General features: G+C 67.0%; 14 protein-coding genes and 1 pseudogene. 4 read left to right on the top strand and 11 right to left on the bottom strand.

The window, feature by feature from the left end:
• Window positions 1–202 precede the first annotated feature (202 nt).
• Window positions 203–2,056 carry a potassium transporter Kup gene (locus tag MET9862_RS14955; RefSeq protein ID WP_053622022.1) on the top strand — a complete coding sequence of 618 codons (1,854 nt, stop codon included), beginning with the start codon at window positions 203–205 and terminating at the stop codon, window positions 2,054–2,056.
• Between the two features lie 529 nt (window positions 2,057–2,585).
• On the opposite strand, the gene MET9862_RS14960 is transcribed toward MET9862_RS14955, so the two are convergent.
• The 4 genes and pseudogenes from MET9862_RS14960 to MET9862_RS14975 all read right to left on the bottom strand — a co-directional run bounded on the left by MET9862_RS14960 (window position 2,586) and on the right by MET9862_RS14975 (window position 6,797).
• Window positions 2,586–3,740 (bottom strand): coiled-coil domain-containing protein, encoded by a 1,155-nt coding sequence (locus MET9862_RS14960; protein WP_053622009.1) that lies wholly within the window; start codon window positions 3,738–3,740, stop codon window positions 2,586–2,588.
• Window positions 3,741–4,110: 370 nt separating this feature from the next.
• A complete protein-coding gene (locus MET9862_RS14965; protein WP_142583737.1) occupies window positions 4,111–4,518 on the bottom strand; it encodes a hypothetical protein in 408 nt (135 codons plus the stop codon).
• A 231-nt stretch (window positions 4,519–4,749) separates the two neighbouring features.
• Window positions 4,750–5,709, bottom strand: a pseudogene (locus MET9862_RS14970) (cation diffusion facilitator family transporter).
• A gap of 695 nt (window positions 5,710–6,404) precedes the next feature.
• Window positions 6,405–6,797, bottom strand: coding sequence for a cation transporter dimerization domain-containing protein (locus MET9862_RS14975; RefSeq protein ID WP_053611568.1), 393 nt, complete (start codon window positions 6,795–6,797; stop codon window positions 6,405–6,407).
• Between the two features lie 256 nt (window positions 6,798–7,053).
• On the opposite strand from MET9862_RS14975, the gene MET9862_RS14980 reads away from it, so the two are divergent.
• Window positions 7,054–7,644, top strand: a complete 591-nt coding sequence (locus tag MET9862_RS14980; RefSeq protein WP_053622010.1) for a PepSY domain-containing protein — start codon at window positions 7,054–7,056, stop codon at window positions 7,642–7,644.
• Between the two features lie 49 nt (window positions 7,645–7,693).
• Here MET9862_RS14980 and MET9862_RS14985 read toward each other — a convergent pair whose 3' ends face one another.
• Both MET9862_RS14985 and MET9862_RS14990 read right to left on the bottom strand, forming a co-directional pair.
• Complete coding sequence (locus MET9862_RS14985; protein WP_083461060.1) at window positions 7,694–8,995, bottom strand: calcium:cation antiporter family protein; 1,302 nt, start codon at window positions 8,993–8,995, stop codon at window positions 7,694–7,696.
• A gap of 87 nt (window positions 8,996–9,082) precedes the next feature.
• A complete protein-coding gene (locus MET9862_RS14990; RefSeq protein WP_238178954.1) occupies window positions 9,083–9,736 on the bottom strand; it encodes a DedA family protein in 654 nt (217 codons plus the stop codon).
• A 113-nt stretch (window positions 9,737–9,849) separates the two neighbouring features.
• Between MET9862_RS14990 and MET9862_RS14995 the strand changes: the two genes are divergently transcribed.
• Window positions 9,850–11,397, top strand: a complete 1,548-nt coding sequence (locus MET9862_RS14995; protein ID WP_238178955.1) for a phospholipase D-like domain-containing protein — start codon at window positions 9,850–9,852, stop codon at window positions 11,395–11,397.
• Between the two features lie 6 nt (window positions 11,398–11,403).
• On the opposite strand, the gene flgC is transcribed toward MET9862_RS14995, so the two are convergent.
• The 3 genes from flgC to MET9862_RS15010 form a co-directional block, all read right to left on the bottom strand.
• Window positions 11,404–11,808: a flagellar basal body rod protein FlgC gene (gene flgC, locus MET9862_RS15000; protein ID WP_053622012.1), complete on the bottom strand. Its 405-nt coding sequence runs from the start codon at window positions 11,806–11,808 to the stop codon at window positions 11,404–11,406.
• Window positions 11,809–12,071: 263 nt separating this feature from the next.
• Window positions 12,072–12,275, bottom strand: coding sequence for a hypothetical protein (locus tag MET9862_RS30100; RefSeq protein ID WP_238178957.1), 204 nt, complete (start codon window positions 12,273–12,275; stop codon window positions 12,072–12,074).
• Between the two features lie 453 nt (window positions 12,276–12,728).
• Window positions 12,729–12,992, bottom strand: a complete 264-nt coding sequence (locus tag MET9862_RS15010; protein WP_053622013.1) for a hypothetical protein — start codon at window positions 12,990–12,992, stop codon at window positions 12,729–12,731.
• A 264-nt stretch (window positions 12,993–13,256) separates the two neighbouring features.
• Here MET9862_RS15010 and MET9862_RS15015 point away from each other — a divergent pair, with 264 nt between their 5' ends.
• On the top strand, window positions 13,257–13,988 hold the full coding sequence (locus MET9862_RS15015) for a YoaK family protein (protein ID WP_053609002.1): 732 nt from the start codon (window positions 13,257–13,259) through the stop codon (window positions 13,986–13,988).
• Here MET9862_RS15015 and MET9862_RS15020 read toward each other — a convergent pair.
• Window positions 13,985–15,343: an ATP-binding protein gene (locus MET9862_RS15020; protein WP_053622014.1), complete on the bottom strand. Its 1,359-nt coding sequence runs from the start codon at window positions 15,341–15,343 to the stop codon at window positions 13,985–13,987. The genes MET9862_RS15015 and MET9862_RS15020 overlap by 4 nt on opposite strands.
• Complete coding sequence (locus tag MET9862_RS15025) at window positions 15,340–16,086, bottom strand: response regulator transcription factor (protein ID WP_142583738.1); 747 nt, start codon at window positions 16,084–16,086, stop codon at window positions 15,340–15,342. Before MET9862_RS15025 ends, MET9862_RS15020 begins: the two co-directional genes overlap by 4 nt.
• Window positions 16,087–16,589 lie beyond the last annotated feature (503 nt).

The following is a 16,589-nucleotide window of genomic DNA, read 5'->3' on the forward strand; positions in this document are numbered from 1 at the left end:
CGGCTGGAGAGCTGTGCGGACATTGGGGCATATCCGCCGCCGATCGCGCGGATCTATTTCGGCTCTCCAGGCGTCTGAACCCAGGAGAGCCCTCAAGCGCAGCGCCCGTCGCGCTCGGCTCGTCGTGAGCGGAGTTCAACCGGTGGCTGTCGCGATCCAGGCAAACGAAGCACAGCTCCCGGCACGAACCGCCTCCGTCGCTCTGTCCCTGGGCGCACTCGGCATCGTCTACGGCGATATCGGCACCAGTCCGCTCTATGCGCTCAAGGAGACCGTCAAGGTCGCAGCCGCAAGTGGCCCCCTCCAGCAAGACGCGGTGCTCGGCTCCGTCTCCCTCATTCTCTGGTCGCTGTTCCTCATCGTCGCGCTTAAGTATGCCATCTTAATCCTGCGCGCGGACAATCATGGCGAGGGCGGCATCGTGGCCATGCTCGCCCTGCTCGGTGCCCGGCACGCACCTCCCCGCTCTTGGCGCGCCCTCTTGCTCGTCGTCGGCCTGATCGGCGCCGCGCTGCTCTACGGCGACGGAGCGATCACCCCGGCCATCTCGGTGCTCTCGGCCGTCGAGGGCTTGAAGGTCGATGCCCCCGGCGTGACGCCCTTCGTGGTGCCGGCCACCGTCGTCATCCTGATCGGTCTGTTCTCGGTCCAGCGGAAGGGAACCGGCTTCATCGGGCGCCTGTTCGGACCCGTCATGCTGCTGTGGTTTGCCACCATCGCGGTCGTTGGCGCGGCCGGCATCCGACAGAACCCAGAGATCCTGGCGGCTCTGAACCCGTTCCACGCCGTCCATTACCTAGTCACCGCGCATCTGCCGGTCAGCTTCGCCATGCTGGGTGCGGCCTTCCTGGCGGTCACGGGCGGCGAGGCGATGTACGCCGATCTCGGCCATTTCGGGCGCGCACCGATCCGTATGGCGTGGTTCACGATCGTGCTGCCCGCCCTCGTGCTGAACTACCTCGGCCAGGGCGCGCTGCTGCTCTCGAACCCGGAGGCGGTCGACAACCCGTTCTTCCAGCTCGCGCCGGGCTGGATCCACTACCTGCTCGTGGCGTTCGCCACGCTCGCCACGGTGATCGCCTCCCAAGCCATCATCTCCGGTGCGTTCTCCTTGACCGAGCAGGCGATCAAGCTTGGCTTCTTCCCGCGCATGCGCATCGTCCACACCTCCGGCGAGGAAGCCGGGCAGATCTACGTGCCGATCGTCAACTGGCTCTTGGCGATCGCGACGCTGGGCGCTGTGCTGGCCTTCGGCTCGTCGGACGCGCTCGCGGGCGCCTACGGTATCGCGGTGTCATTGCTGATGGTGATCACCACCGTCTTGGCGGCGCTGATCGCCGTGCACTGGGGCTTCAACCTCGCCCTCGTGCTCGCCGTCAATGGCGCCTTCCTGCTCGTGGATCTGACCTTCTTCAGCGCCAACACGCTGAAGCTGTTCGAGGGTGGCTGGTTTCCGCTGCTGTTGGCGGCGGGCGTGGCCTTCCTGATGCTGACGTGGCGGCGCGGTACGCAGCTTGTGGAAGCGGCTCGGGTGCAGCTGCGCATGCCTGAGGAAGAATTCCTGCGTCGGGCCGAAGCCAAGCATCTGCCGCGCATCCCGGGCACAGGGGCGTTCTTGACCTCGGCCGAAGATGGCATGCCATTGCCGCTGATGAATTTCGTGCGCCACCTTGAGGTGCTGCACGAGCGCGTGCTGCTGATCACGGTGCAGACCCTGGACGTGCCGCATGCCTCCGAGGCCGAGCAGGTCGCGGTGGTGCCGATCGCTCAGGATGTCACGCGGGTCATCCTGCGCTTCGGCTTCATGGACACCGTGCACGTCCCGCGCGCCTTGAGGCGGGCGGGAGAGGACGGTAGGCTGCCGGGCGTCGACGTGGACCGCCTGAGCTACTTCATCAGCCACGAGACGGTCGTCGCCTCTGAGAAGCATCCCGGTATGGCGGGTTGGCGCGAGGAGATCTTCGCACTGATGCAGCGCAATGCCGAGGAGACGGCGAGCTACTTTTGCGTGCCGGCCCGTCAGGTGATGGAGGTCGGCACCGAGGTCGAGGTGTGAGTGGAGGCTCTCATGGGATCAATCGTATGCCCCGTGTGCGGACTCTCGGACTTCGAGATCCACCCGCAGGCGGAAGATGGGCTTGCGGCGGCCGCGGTGTGGACGGACGCGTTCGTGCGACGCTGCCAGCACGTTCAGGAACGAAGGCACCGAGCTGATCTCAAGTCACACACCTGTCCGCACTGGGCGCGCGCCGTGCAAGATGCCGCTGAACAGGTCAGCCGGGAGGCATCTGCTTAATCCTATTCAAGAGGGTCGGCTCTGGTGGAGCGGATCTGCGGCGTCCTCGCCGTCAGCCCGTGGTGGCGCTGCGACGGCATTTACCATCCCGATCAGCGCGTGCAGGCCGAGCGAGGCGCGACCTTGATGACGACCGCGTCGCTGACCGGTTCAACATGCATGATACTAAGAGACCCGAGAACGAGGGGAAAACGGCGTCGTGGCCTGGCGCTCTCCGCATGAAGGAGGACCAGACTTCGGTACCCGTTGATAAGCCGTCAGCGAACGTATCTCGGCCTGACGGTTACACTCATTGTGGCTTCGGTTCAGCCGCCTGATGCTCTGGTGGCGTTATAGGAGCAGGCTCTTCGGAGAGCTGCTTGCGACGACCTGCCAGCTGGCTTTGAACATCTGCCAGCTCCTGGCGGACTGAGTGTATCTGCTTGTCAAGATCCGCTAGTTCCGTGTTTCGTCGAGCCATGCTGTCGCTAAGCGTGGACAGTTGGGCCTGCGCGTCAGCCTGCCGGTTCTGCAGAGCTTCTATTTCCGTGCTCAACCTGTCCCGAGTGTCCTGAAGCTTCTTGACCGCAGCCTCAGTTTGACTGCGCTCAACGGCGACACGGTCGCGGTCCGCCTGAGCGGTGGCCACATCCTTCTGCGCAGATGTGAGACTGTTCCGAGCCTGTTGAAGCTGCTGGCTTGATTGATCGATATCGGCCGTCAGCTTAGTCCGGTCGGCGCTCAAGCTACTGATCACTTGCTCGAGGTCAGCGCGTTGCCTGGATGCCTTCTCAATCTCGGCCTTCGCGTCCGAAAGCGCCTTCTGCGCGGCTGCTGACCCCTCGCGAGCCGTCTGCTGGCTCTGCTCGGCCTGGGCGAGTTCCGCCGACTTGACCGCGCTCTCCTGCATCAGGGTTGCGAGGCTGCCCCGTAGCAAGGCCTCCTGCTCGCGTGCTTCCTCCAGCCGCGCTCCGACATTCGCCAGATCTTGGGTACGGGTCTTGGCAGCCTGATCGGCTTTGTCCGCGACCTCACGCAATGGCGCAATCTTCTGCTCGGCCTCCTGAATCTGAGCCTGCAGATCGCTGAGGCGCTGTATCTGCGCCTGCTGCTCTTCAGTTGCTGCACTCGTCTTCCGCTCGGCTGCCTCCTGATCCTGGCGCAGCGTCGCGAGCCGGGCTTGCAGCTGCTCGACGTCCTGAGTGGCTTGACGCCCCTGCTGTTCTGCCGTCGCGATCCTGGCCTGCAAGGTCGACAAGGTGCCAGTGGTCAGTCGCTGCTGAGCCAGCTCGTTCTGCAGGTTGACCTGCTCCGCCTGGAGCGAGCTGATGCTCCGCTCGAAAGCTCGGCGGTGCTTGGCATGCACGGCAGTGACGATGACCAGCCAGACTAAAAGAACGGCCGCCACGACGGCTAGACTTAAGGTTAAGGGGCGACGCAGTTCGGACTGGACATCGATCGCCATGATTTACCCGCGCGTTGCAGAGGATCCGGGCTTTAACGCAGGAGCGTGGCGGATAGGTCCGGCTTCGGACGATTCGATGATCGTGCGGCCGGGTGCGGTCGAGCCGGCGCGCTCGCCCGAGGTGCAGGTTATCGCCACCCGCTATCCGCATCGTGCAACTTCTACCCACAACCTTGACCGCATAGGCTTCAGATCGATCTCTCGGAAATTGAGGGCGGTACACCGGCCTGCAGCAGAACCTGGACGTGCTGGCTCGGCGCGATCACAATACCCTGATCAACGAGCCCAGTAGCAGGTCGGATCGAGCGTCTGAAGATATTCAAGCACGTGATGTTTTGCTGCGCCGAATAAATATCCATAGATAAATAACCTAAATCGCGTGCGCGACGGTCATGCTGCGAACGATTAACGCGAATAACAGGAAAAATGCCGTCTCGTCCCAGCAACTCAGAACAGAAGACGTAAGTCTCGCTCGGGAATGCAAGGCAAGCACAGCGCTCAGAAATGCAGACATGAAAAGCAAGCTTGCAAGGGTCTTGGCTGCCGTCTCCGGCTTCGACAAAACTGCAAACAGGCTCAGAAGAGCAAACTTGGAAATAATGTGGGTTATCCTTACATAGTTGAGTTGTGCTATGCGCAGGCGTGCTGCGGCGAGGCGCTCTTCAGACATGGAGGGTACCGAGTTCTGATCGGCCAGCGCCGAACGGCTTCCGCGGCGGACCGCGAAAAGGCCTACAACGCGTCGTCGCAGCCTCCAGGTGACACGCAACCCGATCATGGCAGGTGCGATCCCGAATAGGCCGGTTCGGAGACCCCACACGACCGTGCCCTTGATGCAACGGGCCAGAGCAGACAAAATCATCGCCTGCAGCCGGACCAAACGACTGACCCGCTGGAGGGAGCGAGGTTTACGCGTGGCTATTCTGTTGCCGCCTCTCTTCAGCACAGTTGGTCCTTTCCGGCCTGCCCGATCTCAGCAGGATCGATATGGGAAAGCACGGGCTTGTACCTAGGCCGCCCCGGACCGATTAAGAGGACAGACCGATGACTCATCAGTTTCGACTTGTAATGTTGTGTGATTGATCGCGAACTTTTCTTGGAGTTATCGACCTATTTGTATCAAATACTGGTCGCCCGGATAGCCATCCGGCATGATAAGGTGAGCTGTGAGCGCTGTCTCCGTTGTGCTCAAGGGCCAGACGTGGAGATCGTGCAACTCCCTCACGCCGGTCCGGGAGGCGAGATAGTCACGGATAGTGGAGAGCTCGATGCCGGGGGGAACGGCTGCCAGCGACATCGTCACGCTGTCACGCAGAAGGCCCCAGGTTCCCCAGACAATGACCGCGTTGATGACGAGGCTGACCACGGGATCAAGCCAGAGCCAGCCCGTCAGCAGAATTACCAATCCGGCAACGACGACACCGGCTGAAACGCCAGCATCCGCTGCCATGTGCAGAAAGGCGCCTCTGATGTTGAGATCGCCCTTTCGTCCCGACGCGAACAGCCACGCCGTGAAGCCGTTGAGGACCAAGGCTGCCGTAGCTACGATCATGACGGTCTTGCCGGCGACGGGTTCGGGGTGGAACAGGCGCTGCACTGCTTCCCAGCTCAAGGCCCCAATCGTCACGAGAAGGAAGACGGCGTTGAAGAGCGCAGCGAGAATGGATGTCCCCTTCAAACCATACGTGAAGCGCGCCGTCGGCGCGCGCTTGCCGAGGATTGCTGCCGACCAAGCGACGAGTAGGCCCAACACATCTGAAAAATTGTGGGCGGCATCCGCCAACAATGCCATGGAGTTGCTGAGATAGCCGTAAACAGCTTGAATGAGAACGATGGTGACGTTCAGGACCACGCCGATGGCGAACGCCTTGCCAAAGTCGGCAGGCGCATGACTATGACCTGCCCCGTGTCCGTGAGGGTGGTCCGCATGGTCGTGCTGGCCGCCGTGGTCGTGGTGGTGATCTAACATGAACTCCGATCCGTCAGTGGCAACGACATCCCTATGATAGCGGTCGAGTCCACATTTCCATCGCTTGCGATCCTCTCACAGGCTCCTTCAGTCGCCCGCAGTCGATGCGAGCAGTGCACCGTAGCGGAACGTAGCGATACGTCTGGACGGCTCGGTGAAGGTACCCTCACCGCGATCAGCGCGCGCCGTCGTCACGGTCCCTTACAGGATGCCGCTACCGGTACAGTCTACGCTCACAGGTACAGGCGAGCCCTTGAGATCGAGCGTAGATCCGCCGCTGCACGCGACCAATCCCTTCGCGTTGCGAGTGAAAAAGGCGAGGCGCAAGAGGCGGACGGACGCGTGACCCGTAAGGACGCTGTCGTCCGCACGCCGGATCTCGAAAGGTAGCGAGTCGAAGCCAAACGTACTGCCGCTGTCGCCCAAGCCAAGCTGAATACCGGGCAGCGCCGCGCCGCCACAGCTGGATAGGAATGGCAGCGATGCTCCGAGGCAGGTATAGAGCAAGCCTTTCCGCATCGCTCCCTCGTTGATCATGCCGTCCGAAATGGGAGTGCGCCGTTTTCTGCTACTGCCGGCCAGTCGAGCATGAAGGTTTGCGGCAATGGACGCTCTCGGAACACGGGACAGCAGCCGAGCAGATCGGCCATCCGATGTCGTTTTCATAGGGCCGAGCAGGCGGCTTTCGCACGCGCTCAGGTCTTTCGCAGCTTCTCCTCTTCCTGCAGAACCTCGTTCTCGACCTGCACGGTGACGTGGCGCGTGTTGAACTCGGCCGCCATGATCTGCTGCACCGCTTTGAGGATGCGCGCGGCCTCGGCCATGTCGGCTACGACGACGTGGGCGCTCATGGTGTCGATGCCGGAGGTGATCGAGCGCACATGCAGGTCGTGGACAGAACGCACCCCCGGGATTGCCAGCAACTGACGCTCGACGATGCGGGTGATCACAGACGCGACATCTGAGCCACGGAAGCCGTTCGCAGCCTCATAGGCATCCAGCGGTTGAGCGCGCGCGCCCTGTGCTCCGGGTGCGCCCGAAGCGAGCATGATGAGACCGGCGACGAAGGCGTAGTTGATGTTCGGCATCTGTATTCTCGCGGATGAACCGTCCTCACCAGCTCGGCTTGTCGCAGTTCCGTTGCCCCTGGTCGCGGTCACAGCCGTCCCGAACATCCGCTCCGGGCACCGGAGCCGAACCTGAACGCGTAGCCCGGTGTACGGTACCGCCAAGCCGGATTTCGCTTCATCATCGCACGGGAAAGCCGCGGTTGCGAACCGCCCTGTCCCTCCTGCGTTGAGGCGGCACAGCTTTGCGGCTGTCCACTGAGCCACAGGAGACGCCATGTCCCGATTTGCCCTTTCTCTCGCACCGCTTCTCGTCCTGACCGGCTTGGCCGCGGCCCAGACGGGTCCGGCGCCTCAGGCGCCCGCTCCTGCCGCCACACCTCCGGGCGCTGCGCAACCCGCCCACGGCACCACCGGTCACAAGGAGCGCGAGCACGAGGGCCTACAGGCCGCGAAGGTCTCGCTCGCCCAGGCTCTCGACACGGCCGAGAGCAAGGGGCCGGGCCGCGCGATCGAGGCGGACTTCGAGAATGAGGGCGGCAAATCGTATTACGAGATCAAGGTGCTCGGCAGCGACGGCAAGCTCACCGATCACCACATCGACGCCAATTCGGGTCAGGTGATCAAGAGCGACAACCACCCGATCGAGAGCTACTTCATCCGTCTGAAGCCCTCCGACGTACAGAATGCCCCCGCGAGCCTGAAGCAGGCGGTCGCGACCGCCGAGCAGAAGGCGGGCGGCAAAGCGGCCGAGGCGGAGGTCGAGCGCGCGGCCGACAGTGTGCAGTACAAGATCACGGTGGTGACCGGCAGCCAGTCGCAGGAGATCAGGGTTGGGGCCGACGGAAAGATCATGCCGAACAAGTAAGGCATGACAGACCCGGGCGGGGCCTGCGCTCCGCCCGGATCGTACCGGGTCAGCCCGCGATGGAACTGGCTTCTCGCTCGCTCCGCTGCACGTCCGAGTCGCCTTCGCTCCCGGGCGGCTCGAGCTTCGAAAAATCGCCCATGACGGCACCGCGCAGAAGGGTAAACAGCCGCCGCCCATCGATCAGGAACAGAAGGCCGGCCAGCCCGAGGTAGGCCCAGGCCAACCAGGTCAGCGTCGCGATCGTACGTGCCTCGTCGTTGCGGTAGACGAAGGCCAGCCCGACCTGGACGGTGAACAGCGCGGCCAGCGCCAGCGCGGACCAGAGCCCGAGGCGCAGGCGCAGCAGGAGCGCGATGCCGAGCAGCGACTGGGCAGCTGTCAGGAAGAACTCCTCGCCTTGGCGCGCATCGAGCGGCAAGGGGCTGATCGCGCCCGCGCCGATGCTCAGGGCGAGCGGCAGCATGCCGACGAGCAGCGTCCACTGGTTGATCTTGTCGCTAATCATGGCGATCAGCCCGTCGCCGGCACGATTGGCGCGCACGAACAGCACCGCCACCGTGATCGCCGGCGCCTCGCTGGCCAGGGGCGCCAGCCACTGGATCAGCAGGAACTCGTTGAGTCCGATGAGGCGGCCCGTGCTCACCATCGCCTCGGCGAAGGGCTCGGCCGAGACCAGGATGACGCCGCCGGCCACGGCCACGAGGCCAACCATGGCGGTCCATTGCAGGCCGGGAGAGAGCGTGTTCAGCGCCGCGGCCGGCCCCGGCTCCTCCGCCTCCTCCGGGTTGTCGCTTTTCTGCAGATTGCGCGCGCGCCAGACATAGGCGCCGAAGATCGCGATGAGCACGACGAAATCGAGCAGCGAGATGCTGCGCTTGAGCACGATCACGAAAGCGTACAGGCTGGCAAGCAGCAGGAACCCGACCTCGACGGCGTTGCCGGGCGCGAGGTCGATCGAGCGGTGTCGGTCCTTCATCCAGTGCAGCAGCACCATCAGGGGCCAGGCCAGGCCGACGAGCAGCCGATTGGCGCCCGTCATGTTGGCGGCCGCGTACTGGACGTACTGCGAGTTTGGGCCGGAGGCGCCAGCCATGTAGGCGTAGTAGATGTCGATCGCATATTCCGGCAGCACAGTCACCAGGGCGACGGCTGCCAGGATGAGGCCTTGCGAGATGTGCTGCTCGGCCGTCTCCGCTCCCCAGGACAGCAGGAAACCCGCGGCCAGGATGGCGATGCCGAAGGCGGCGACATCGACAAAGGGGCTCGGCTGCCAGCCGCCCAAACGCAGGATGACGGCCGGAAGGGTCGCCGTGACCGCAAGGGCGACCAGGATCAAAAAGCGTCTCACCCACACTCCTCCGCAGAACGTTACGGCTCGCTCGTCCGCGCTTCTGCAACTCGCCCCTTGCCGGCCCCGGCAAGGGCTTGCCGTGCCTCAGCCCCGGGCATCGCTCCCGCGCTCGAAGGTGGCGACGCGGTAGAGGTAGAGCAGCATAGCCAGGATCAGCACGCCGTTGCCGATCGGCTCGACGAAGCGGCCCACGAGACGGTAATTCTCGCCAAGCCCGTAGCCGGCCCCCGTCAGCAGCCCGGTCCAGACGACCGTGCCGAGCGCCGAGTAGGCCAGAAAGGGCGTGAGCGGCATGCCGGCAACCCCGGCCGGCACCGAGATCAGGCTGCGCACGCCTGGGATGACGCGACCGACCAGGACGGTGACGCCGCCGCGCTGGGCGAACCAGGCACCGGCCCGATCGACCTCGGCCGGGCCCAGGGTCAGCCAGCGCCCGTGCCGGGCCGCGAAGCGCCGCAGGCGCTCGCGTCCGAGCCAGCACCCCACGCCGTACCAGAGCAGCGCGCCGCAGAGCGATCCGGCGGTGCCGGCGAGGAACACGCCGACGAGACTGAGCTGGCCGCGCGCCGCGGCAAAACCTGCCAGTGGCATGATCACCTCGGAGGGGATCGGCGGAAAGATGTTGTCGATCAACATCAGCAGGAAGACGCCGAGGTAGCCGGCCCGCTCGATCGCGGTCACGATCCAATCGACCAGCGGATCCTCCTCGGGACGCAATCTTGCGTGGCGGTCGAGCACCCCCACAGCTCGGATCGGGAACGCACTAAGCGAAGGCGGGTTCACACGCGGACGCTCGAACAGTTGTCGGCGCTTCATCGCCGGACGCTAGGGGACCGAGCGTTGCCTGGGAGTTGAACGCACCGATGCATCATCCATCCCATACGGCACCCGTCTTCGGCACACCGACGTTGCTGCAGTCCGGCTTGACCTGCTGGCGGATCGAGCGGGCGACGCGCTTTGCCCCGATCGTGGATGCCGCCGCCTACTTCGCGCATCTGCGCAGCGCCCTCCTACGCGCCCGCCACGCGGTCCTGTTTATCGGCTGGGAGTTCGACACCCGCATCAAGCTCGACCCCGACCACCCATTGCCGGGCCTGCCGGAGGAACTCGGCCCGTTCCTGTCCGAACTCGGCCGGCGTCGACCGGAGCTGAGCATCCGCGTGCTGCAGTGGAACCTGGGGGTCCTCGGGACGCTGGCGCGCGGCACGACGCCGCTCTACCTCATGAACTGGATGCGGGCCCGCGGCTTCCGGTTCCGGCTCGACAGCGCCCACCCGCCCGGGGCCTCGCATCACCAGAAGATCGTCGTGATCGACGACGTGCTCGCCTTCTGCGGCGGCATCGACATGACGGACGACCGCTGGGACACCCGCGACCATGCCGACCAGGACGCGCGCCGGGTGCGTCCGTCGGGACACGGCTACGCGCCTTTCCACGACGCCACAGTCGCAGTCGACGGCGCCGCCGCCGCAGCCCTCGGTGCCCTAGCGCGCGAGCGCTGGTATCACGCCACCGGCGAGCGGATCGCGCCGCCCGGTCCACCGGCGCAAGATCCGTGGCCCGACGGGCTGAGGCCGCTTCTGCGCGACGTGGAGGTGGGAATTGCTCGGACCGCGCCGGCCTATCACGGCCGCCCGGACGTGCATGAGATCGAACGACTCTACCTCGCCGCCATCGCGGCAGCGCGCGACACGATCTACATCGAGAGCCAGTACTTTGCCGCACGCTGTATCGCCGAGGCCATGGCGGCCCGTCTGCGGGAGCCGGACGGGCCCGAGATCGTCGTGATCAATCCCGACCGTGCCATGGGTTGGCTTGAGGAAGCGGCCATGGGACGGGGACGGGACCGGGCGCTGGCGCACATCCGCTCCGCGGACCGCTTCGGACGCTTCCGCATCTACCGTCCCGTGACCGCAGCCGGGCAGCCGATCTACGTGCATGCCAAGGTGCTGATCGTCGACGACCGCCTGCTCAAAATCGGCTCATCCAACCTGAACAACCGCTCGATGGGTCTGGATACGGAATGCGATCTGGCCGTCGAAGCCGTGCCTGGCCATGCGATCGATCAAGCGGTTACGGCGGGGATCCTCGGCTTGCGCCACGCGCTTCTGGGCGAGCACCTCGGCGTTTCGCCGGAGGAGGTGGCGAGAACGCGCACCCACACGGGCTCACTGATCGCCGCGATCGAGGTGCTGCGCCAGGCAGCCGGGCGTACCCTGGTTCCGCTCGACGGGCCAAGTCATGAGGTCGTGCCGCCGCTGAGCGAAGGCGAGCTTCTCGACCCCGAGCGGCCCGAGCCGGTGTGGAGGGCGGTGCTGCACGCCCTGGCCGACAAACGCCGTCGCCGGGCCGATCTCGCGCAGTCCCTGTCGAACGGTAAAAGTATCTCGAAGGGGTGACGGAACTCAGACCTTCAGCAGGTCGATTGTGCGGCTGTTGAGATCGTCGAGGGTTGCGATCACCCTCAGGTTCGCCTCGTAGGCCCCCATCGCTGCGCGCAACCCGGCCATCTCTTTGGCAGGGTTGACGTTTGGCAGCTTCAGATTGCCCTGCTCGTCGGCAGCGGGATGCCCGGGACTTGAGATCGAGCGGAACGGGCTGGTGTCGTGCACGACGCGACCGACCGGCTCTGCGTCAGCCCCGACCGGATCGAATACCGCGATCCTGCGCCGGTAGGGGTCGCCGCCGGGCGTGCTCGCGGTGCTGTTTGCGTTGGCGAGATTCTCGGTCATGACCCGCAGGCGGCCCTGCTGCACCCGCAGGCCTGCCGCCGCGACGGCAGACCCCGTGATGCCTTCGGCCTTTGCCATCCACGCTCTCCCGAAAACCGAGCAGGGGATCGGAGTCTGAACCCGCAATGTCTCAATGAATAGTTAGCGATCATAGTTAGTGAAGAGTTAATCGCAGCCTGCATCCCCTGCGCCCGATGGTTGAGTGAGACACCTCGTTAGCGGACCACGCTCGGCCGAGACCGTGCGCCGTCACGGACGGCGCGGTCGTTTATGCTGGGTGACGTGCAGCGACGCTCCGGAAGCAGTCAGCTCGACGCGGGCGCGCCCGAGGCAGCGTCGACTCAGGCGCGCGGGGGTCTCGGCAGGCGGCCCGGAAAGACCGAGCGGACGGACGCGGCCAGCCGCGCGAAGCTCAGGCGCCAGGCCAGGTCCGGCGTGGCCGCAGTCGGCCCATGCGGATTGACGGCGCCATGGCAGCGGCAATGCACCCCCGGGTCGACGGCCTTCTCGCTGACCGCCCCCTCCGATGCCACGGCGAGCTCCATGTGATCGTGCCCCTGCTGATCATTAGTGTTACGCTAGGTCGGCGGCCAGTCCGGCGGTCGGCGCCGCGACGACGAACGCTAGGACCAGGGCAAGCGCACGCGCGTCGGTCGCCCACCACCCCGTGATCGCCCCGAAGGACCTATGGCTCCGCGTCGCTGGCATCACCGCCCTTATGACCAATTCGAGGATTTTACCGCAAGCCGTCGCCATCCAGGGCGCCGGCCGGGGCGAGGGTGTCCGGGCACCCCGACGTACCCGCCCCGACTCGCGTCGGGGCGGGCGTTCCACGGCGTGCTTGAGGGGCAGACTACACACCGTGAACCCTTTGTCGCGCGAGTCGGCTCAAGCGAGCGCGTAGCCGATGCCCGCAGCGAGAACCGCGAAGACGACGAGGAGGGGCAGCAGTCGCATGACGTCATCTCCACCCCTCGCCCCCACCGCCCACGCGGCTGTCACCTCTTGCCGGTAACGTCCTGGCTGTGCCCGTGGGCGTGGCCGTCGTTGGCGCCGTGCGCCGGCGTGCCGTCAGGCCGCCTCTCCTGCGACTCACGGACCCGCGGATCGTCGCGGTGGGCGGGTCCACCGGAGACGCCGCCGGTGTTCGGGACCGCGCGCTCGGGGTTCGCCGCGTTTCCGTGCCCGTCGATCGCGAGCGCGGGCATCGCGGCCGCCGCGAGCGTCGCGGCGGCGAGAGCGGCAGCGAGCGTCCTCTTCATGGGTCCATCTCCTGTTCGGTCCGCGGCCGAATCGACCGCTTCAGGACCCGAGATAGACGGCCCGTATGTCTGTCGGTCGCCACGTTCGTGACGAAGTGTGTCCGCCCTGCGCACGGGCATCGGATTCGGTTCGCCGCCCGGACGATTGCGTCGACACACTTCGTCACCGTCCGGAAAAGCCGCGGCCAAGGGGCGGGCTTAACCCAAGGGGCCCCCGGCGCGACCGAGCGCGGCCGGAAGCCCCCCGAAGATCATAGGTCACAAATGGACAAATCCTTCCCGTCGAGCCCCGCGACGCGCGTGCCGCTCGCCATTGCGCTGGCTGCGCTGGCGGGCTCCGCGGACTCGATCGGGTTCCTCGAGCACTCGCAGCTGTTCATGTCGTTCATGAGCGGGAACACAACCCGCTTCGGGGTCGCGGCCAGCGGGTTCGACTGGTCGGGAGCCATACGCTTCGGCAGCACCATCTCGCTGTTCTGCTTCGGCGCCTTCGCCGGGACGCTGCTGGCGGCTTGGGCCGGCCGGTGGCGCCTGTCAGTCCTGCTTGGCGTCCAGGCCGTGCTGCTGTCCATCGGCAATTTCCTGCCAGAGGGGCCGGAAGCGTTCCCGCTGCACGCATACCCGGTCGTCCTGGCGTTGGGCATCCTTAACGCGACGCTGCAGGACGAGGGCGGCCGAAGCCTGGCGCTGACCTACGTCACGGGCACGGTCGTGCGTTTCGGGACCGGGCTCGCGAACATGATCCTGCACGAGCCCGCGCCCTCCTTCTGGCTCCAGGCGCCGCTCTGGGCGGGCCTGACCTCGGGTGCGGTCGCGGGCGGCTTCCTGCAGAGGCTGCTCGGGCCCGACGCCTTCCTCGTGCCAGCCGCGCTCTCCGCGGCGCTGGCGGGGGCCACCTTCCTCCTGACTCTGGCACTGCCAGGTAGCGCCTACGTGTCCAACGAGCGTTCGGCGCAGCCGGACGCGCACCCCGACGCGCCGGCGACCGCGCGCTAAGGGTCGGCCGGGGGGACGCCGCCGCGGCCGCGCCCCCCCGTCCCGGGCAGGCGGATCTCGGCCCGCAGGCCTCCCCCCGGCCGGTTCGACAGGCCGAGGCGGCCGCCCTCGGCCTCGACCGCCCGCCTCGCGATGGTCAGCCCCAGGCCGGTCCCGCCGGTGTTCCGGTTCCGCGACGCCTCCAGCCGCACGAACGGCTCGAACGCCCGGGCGACGTCCCCCGGCGGGATGCCGGGGCCGTCGTCGTCGACATGGACCACGAGGGCGTCGTCGTCGAAGCCCAGGGCGATGCGCACGCGGCCGCCGTAGCGCACGCCGTTGTCGACGAGGTTCTCAAACGCCCGCCGGAGGGCGACCGGCCGCACCTCCGCCAGCGCCCGGCCGGGGCCGGCATACGCGACATCCCGGCCGGCGTCCGTCGAGGTGTCCGCCACCGCCATCAGGAGACTCGCGACGTTGGCGACCTGCTGCGCCTCCGGGTCATCGCCGCCGCGCACGTACGCCAGGGTGGCCTCGACCATGGCCTGCATCTCGTCGAGGTCCGCCGCTATCGCGCGGCGCTCGTCGGCGTCCTCGACCCGGTCGAGGCGCAGGCGCAGCCTGGCGATGGGCGTTCTCAGGTCGTGCGAGACCGCCGCCAGCGCCTGCGTCCGCTTCGCCACGAGGCCGTGGATGCGCGCCTGCATTGCGTTCAGGGCGCGCCCGATCCCGCGCGTCTCGTCCGGCCCGACCTCCGGCACCGGCACGACCGCCCCCCGCCCGATCCGCCCTGTGGCGCGGGTCAACTCGCGCAGGGGCCCGGCGATGCGGTGCACCACGACCACGGCTGCGACACCGACCAGGATGGCCATCGCCGTCGCGAGGAGGGCCCACGGCCCTAGGCGGGCGAGGCCCGGCGCATGGGCAGAGCGGAAGGTCAGGTAGCCGCCGTCCGGGAGCGGGAAGGCGCCGCGGAGGTCCCGCTGGCGCAGCGGCTCGTCCGGCGCGGCCAGGGCGAGCGCCAGCCCTGGGCCGAGCACGGGTTCGACCTCGAGGACGCGGTCGCGCAGGTCGCGCAGCGCCGCGTCCGTCCCGATGGCTTCGGCGGGCGGGCCCCGCTCCCAGCCGACCTCGAAATGCTTCGACGAGAGGGCCTTGGCCTCGTCGGCCCGCTCCTCCGGCGGGCGTCGCGACACGGCCTCGCGTGCGATGACGAGCTGGCGGGCGACCTCGGTGGCGAAGGCCTCGTCGGCCGCGGCCGCCGCCGAGAGGCGGTAGATCGCCAGCGCACCGCCATGGACGAGGAGCACGGCCAGGAGCAGGACGACGACGGTGCGCCCCTCCAGGCTGCGGGCGAGGCCGAGGAGGCTCCTCATGCCCGCTCGACCTTGGCGGCCAGCATGTAGCCGGAGCCCCGCACCGTCTTGATGACGGGGGCCGTCCCCGCGGGCGGTTCGAGCTTGCGCCGCAGCCGGCTGACCAGCGTGTCGACGCTGCGGTCCGACGGCGCGGCGAGCCGCCCGCGGCCCATCTCCAGGATCTGCTCGCGGCCGAGCACCCGGCCCGGGTGTTCCAGGAACACCAGCAGCAGGTCGTGCTCGGCGCCCGACAGGTCGACGGCGGCGCCTTCGGGATCGGTCAGGGCGCGGCTGCGCAGGTCGAGCCGCCAGCCGGCGAAGGCGAGGGATTCCGGCCGCGACGCCGCGCTCGGCACCGGCGCGAGGGCCGACCGGCGGAGCACCGCCCGGATCCGGGCGAGGAGTTCCGGGCGCCCGAACGGCTTGGCGACGTAGTCGTCGGCGCCCAGTTCCAGGCCGAGCACCCGGTCTGCCTCCTCGTTGCGGGCGCTCAGCATGATGACCGGGACGGTGCCCTTCGCCCGCAGGGCCCTGAGCAGGTCGAACCCGGACGCGCCCGGCAGCATGACGTCGAGGAGGACGAGGTCAACCGGCGTGTCGGGCAGGAGCGACCACATCTCGGCGCCGCCGCGGCAGCCCGTGACCCGGAAGCCGCTCTCCCGCAGGATGCGGCTGACGAGCACGCGCATGCCGTCGTCGTCCTCGACGAGGAGGATGTGGGCCTCGTCCGGGAGGGACTTGGTTTCGCCCGCGGCCAGCATTCCGGATCCAGCCTAGCCGATCATTCCCTCGAGCAGGAGCAGCAGCAGGAAGCCCGCGAAGAACATCGCCGCCAGGGGCGTGTATGGATGCCCCCTGTCTGGCAAGCTTGATCTTCGATGTTTCGGCGGGGTCTTCGATCGGACGTGTGTCAGGCCTCACGATGTGGCCTTCGATGACGCCACGGGCCGGTATGCTGTTCGGAAGGCTGGGTTCACATCGGTTCAGAGAGCTGCCTGCGCTCGAGCCCCGGGTCTGAATGTCCCTGCCTTGAACTTCGAAGTCCGTGTCGCCTACTCCTCGTCGATCGCTCGCCCCCTCCCGACGCCTCAGGGATATCCCTGGTGCCAAACCGCTGAGCGAGGCCGAGCTGCTGTCTGCAACCGACGCTGCCCGCTCCGACCTCTTGTCGTTCCCCCGCCTGGTGCGTGCCGAGAACCGGGCCGGAGCGCCGCCGCTTCACACGCGAGGAGAAGGTGCGCTTCGTCACCGAGGCGGAGCGGCC

The organism is Methylobacterium symbioticum (assembly GCF_902141845.1).
GTDB lineage: Bacteria > Pseudomonadota > Alphaproteobacteria > Rhizobiales > Beijerinckiaceae > Methylobacterium > Methylobacterium symbioticum.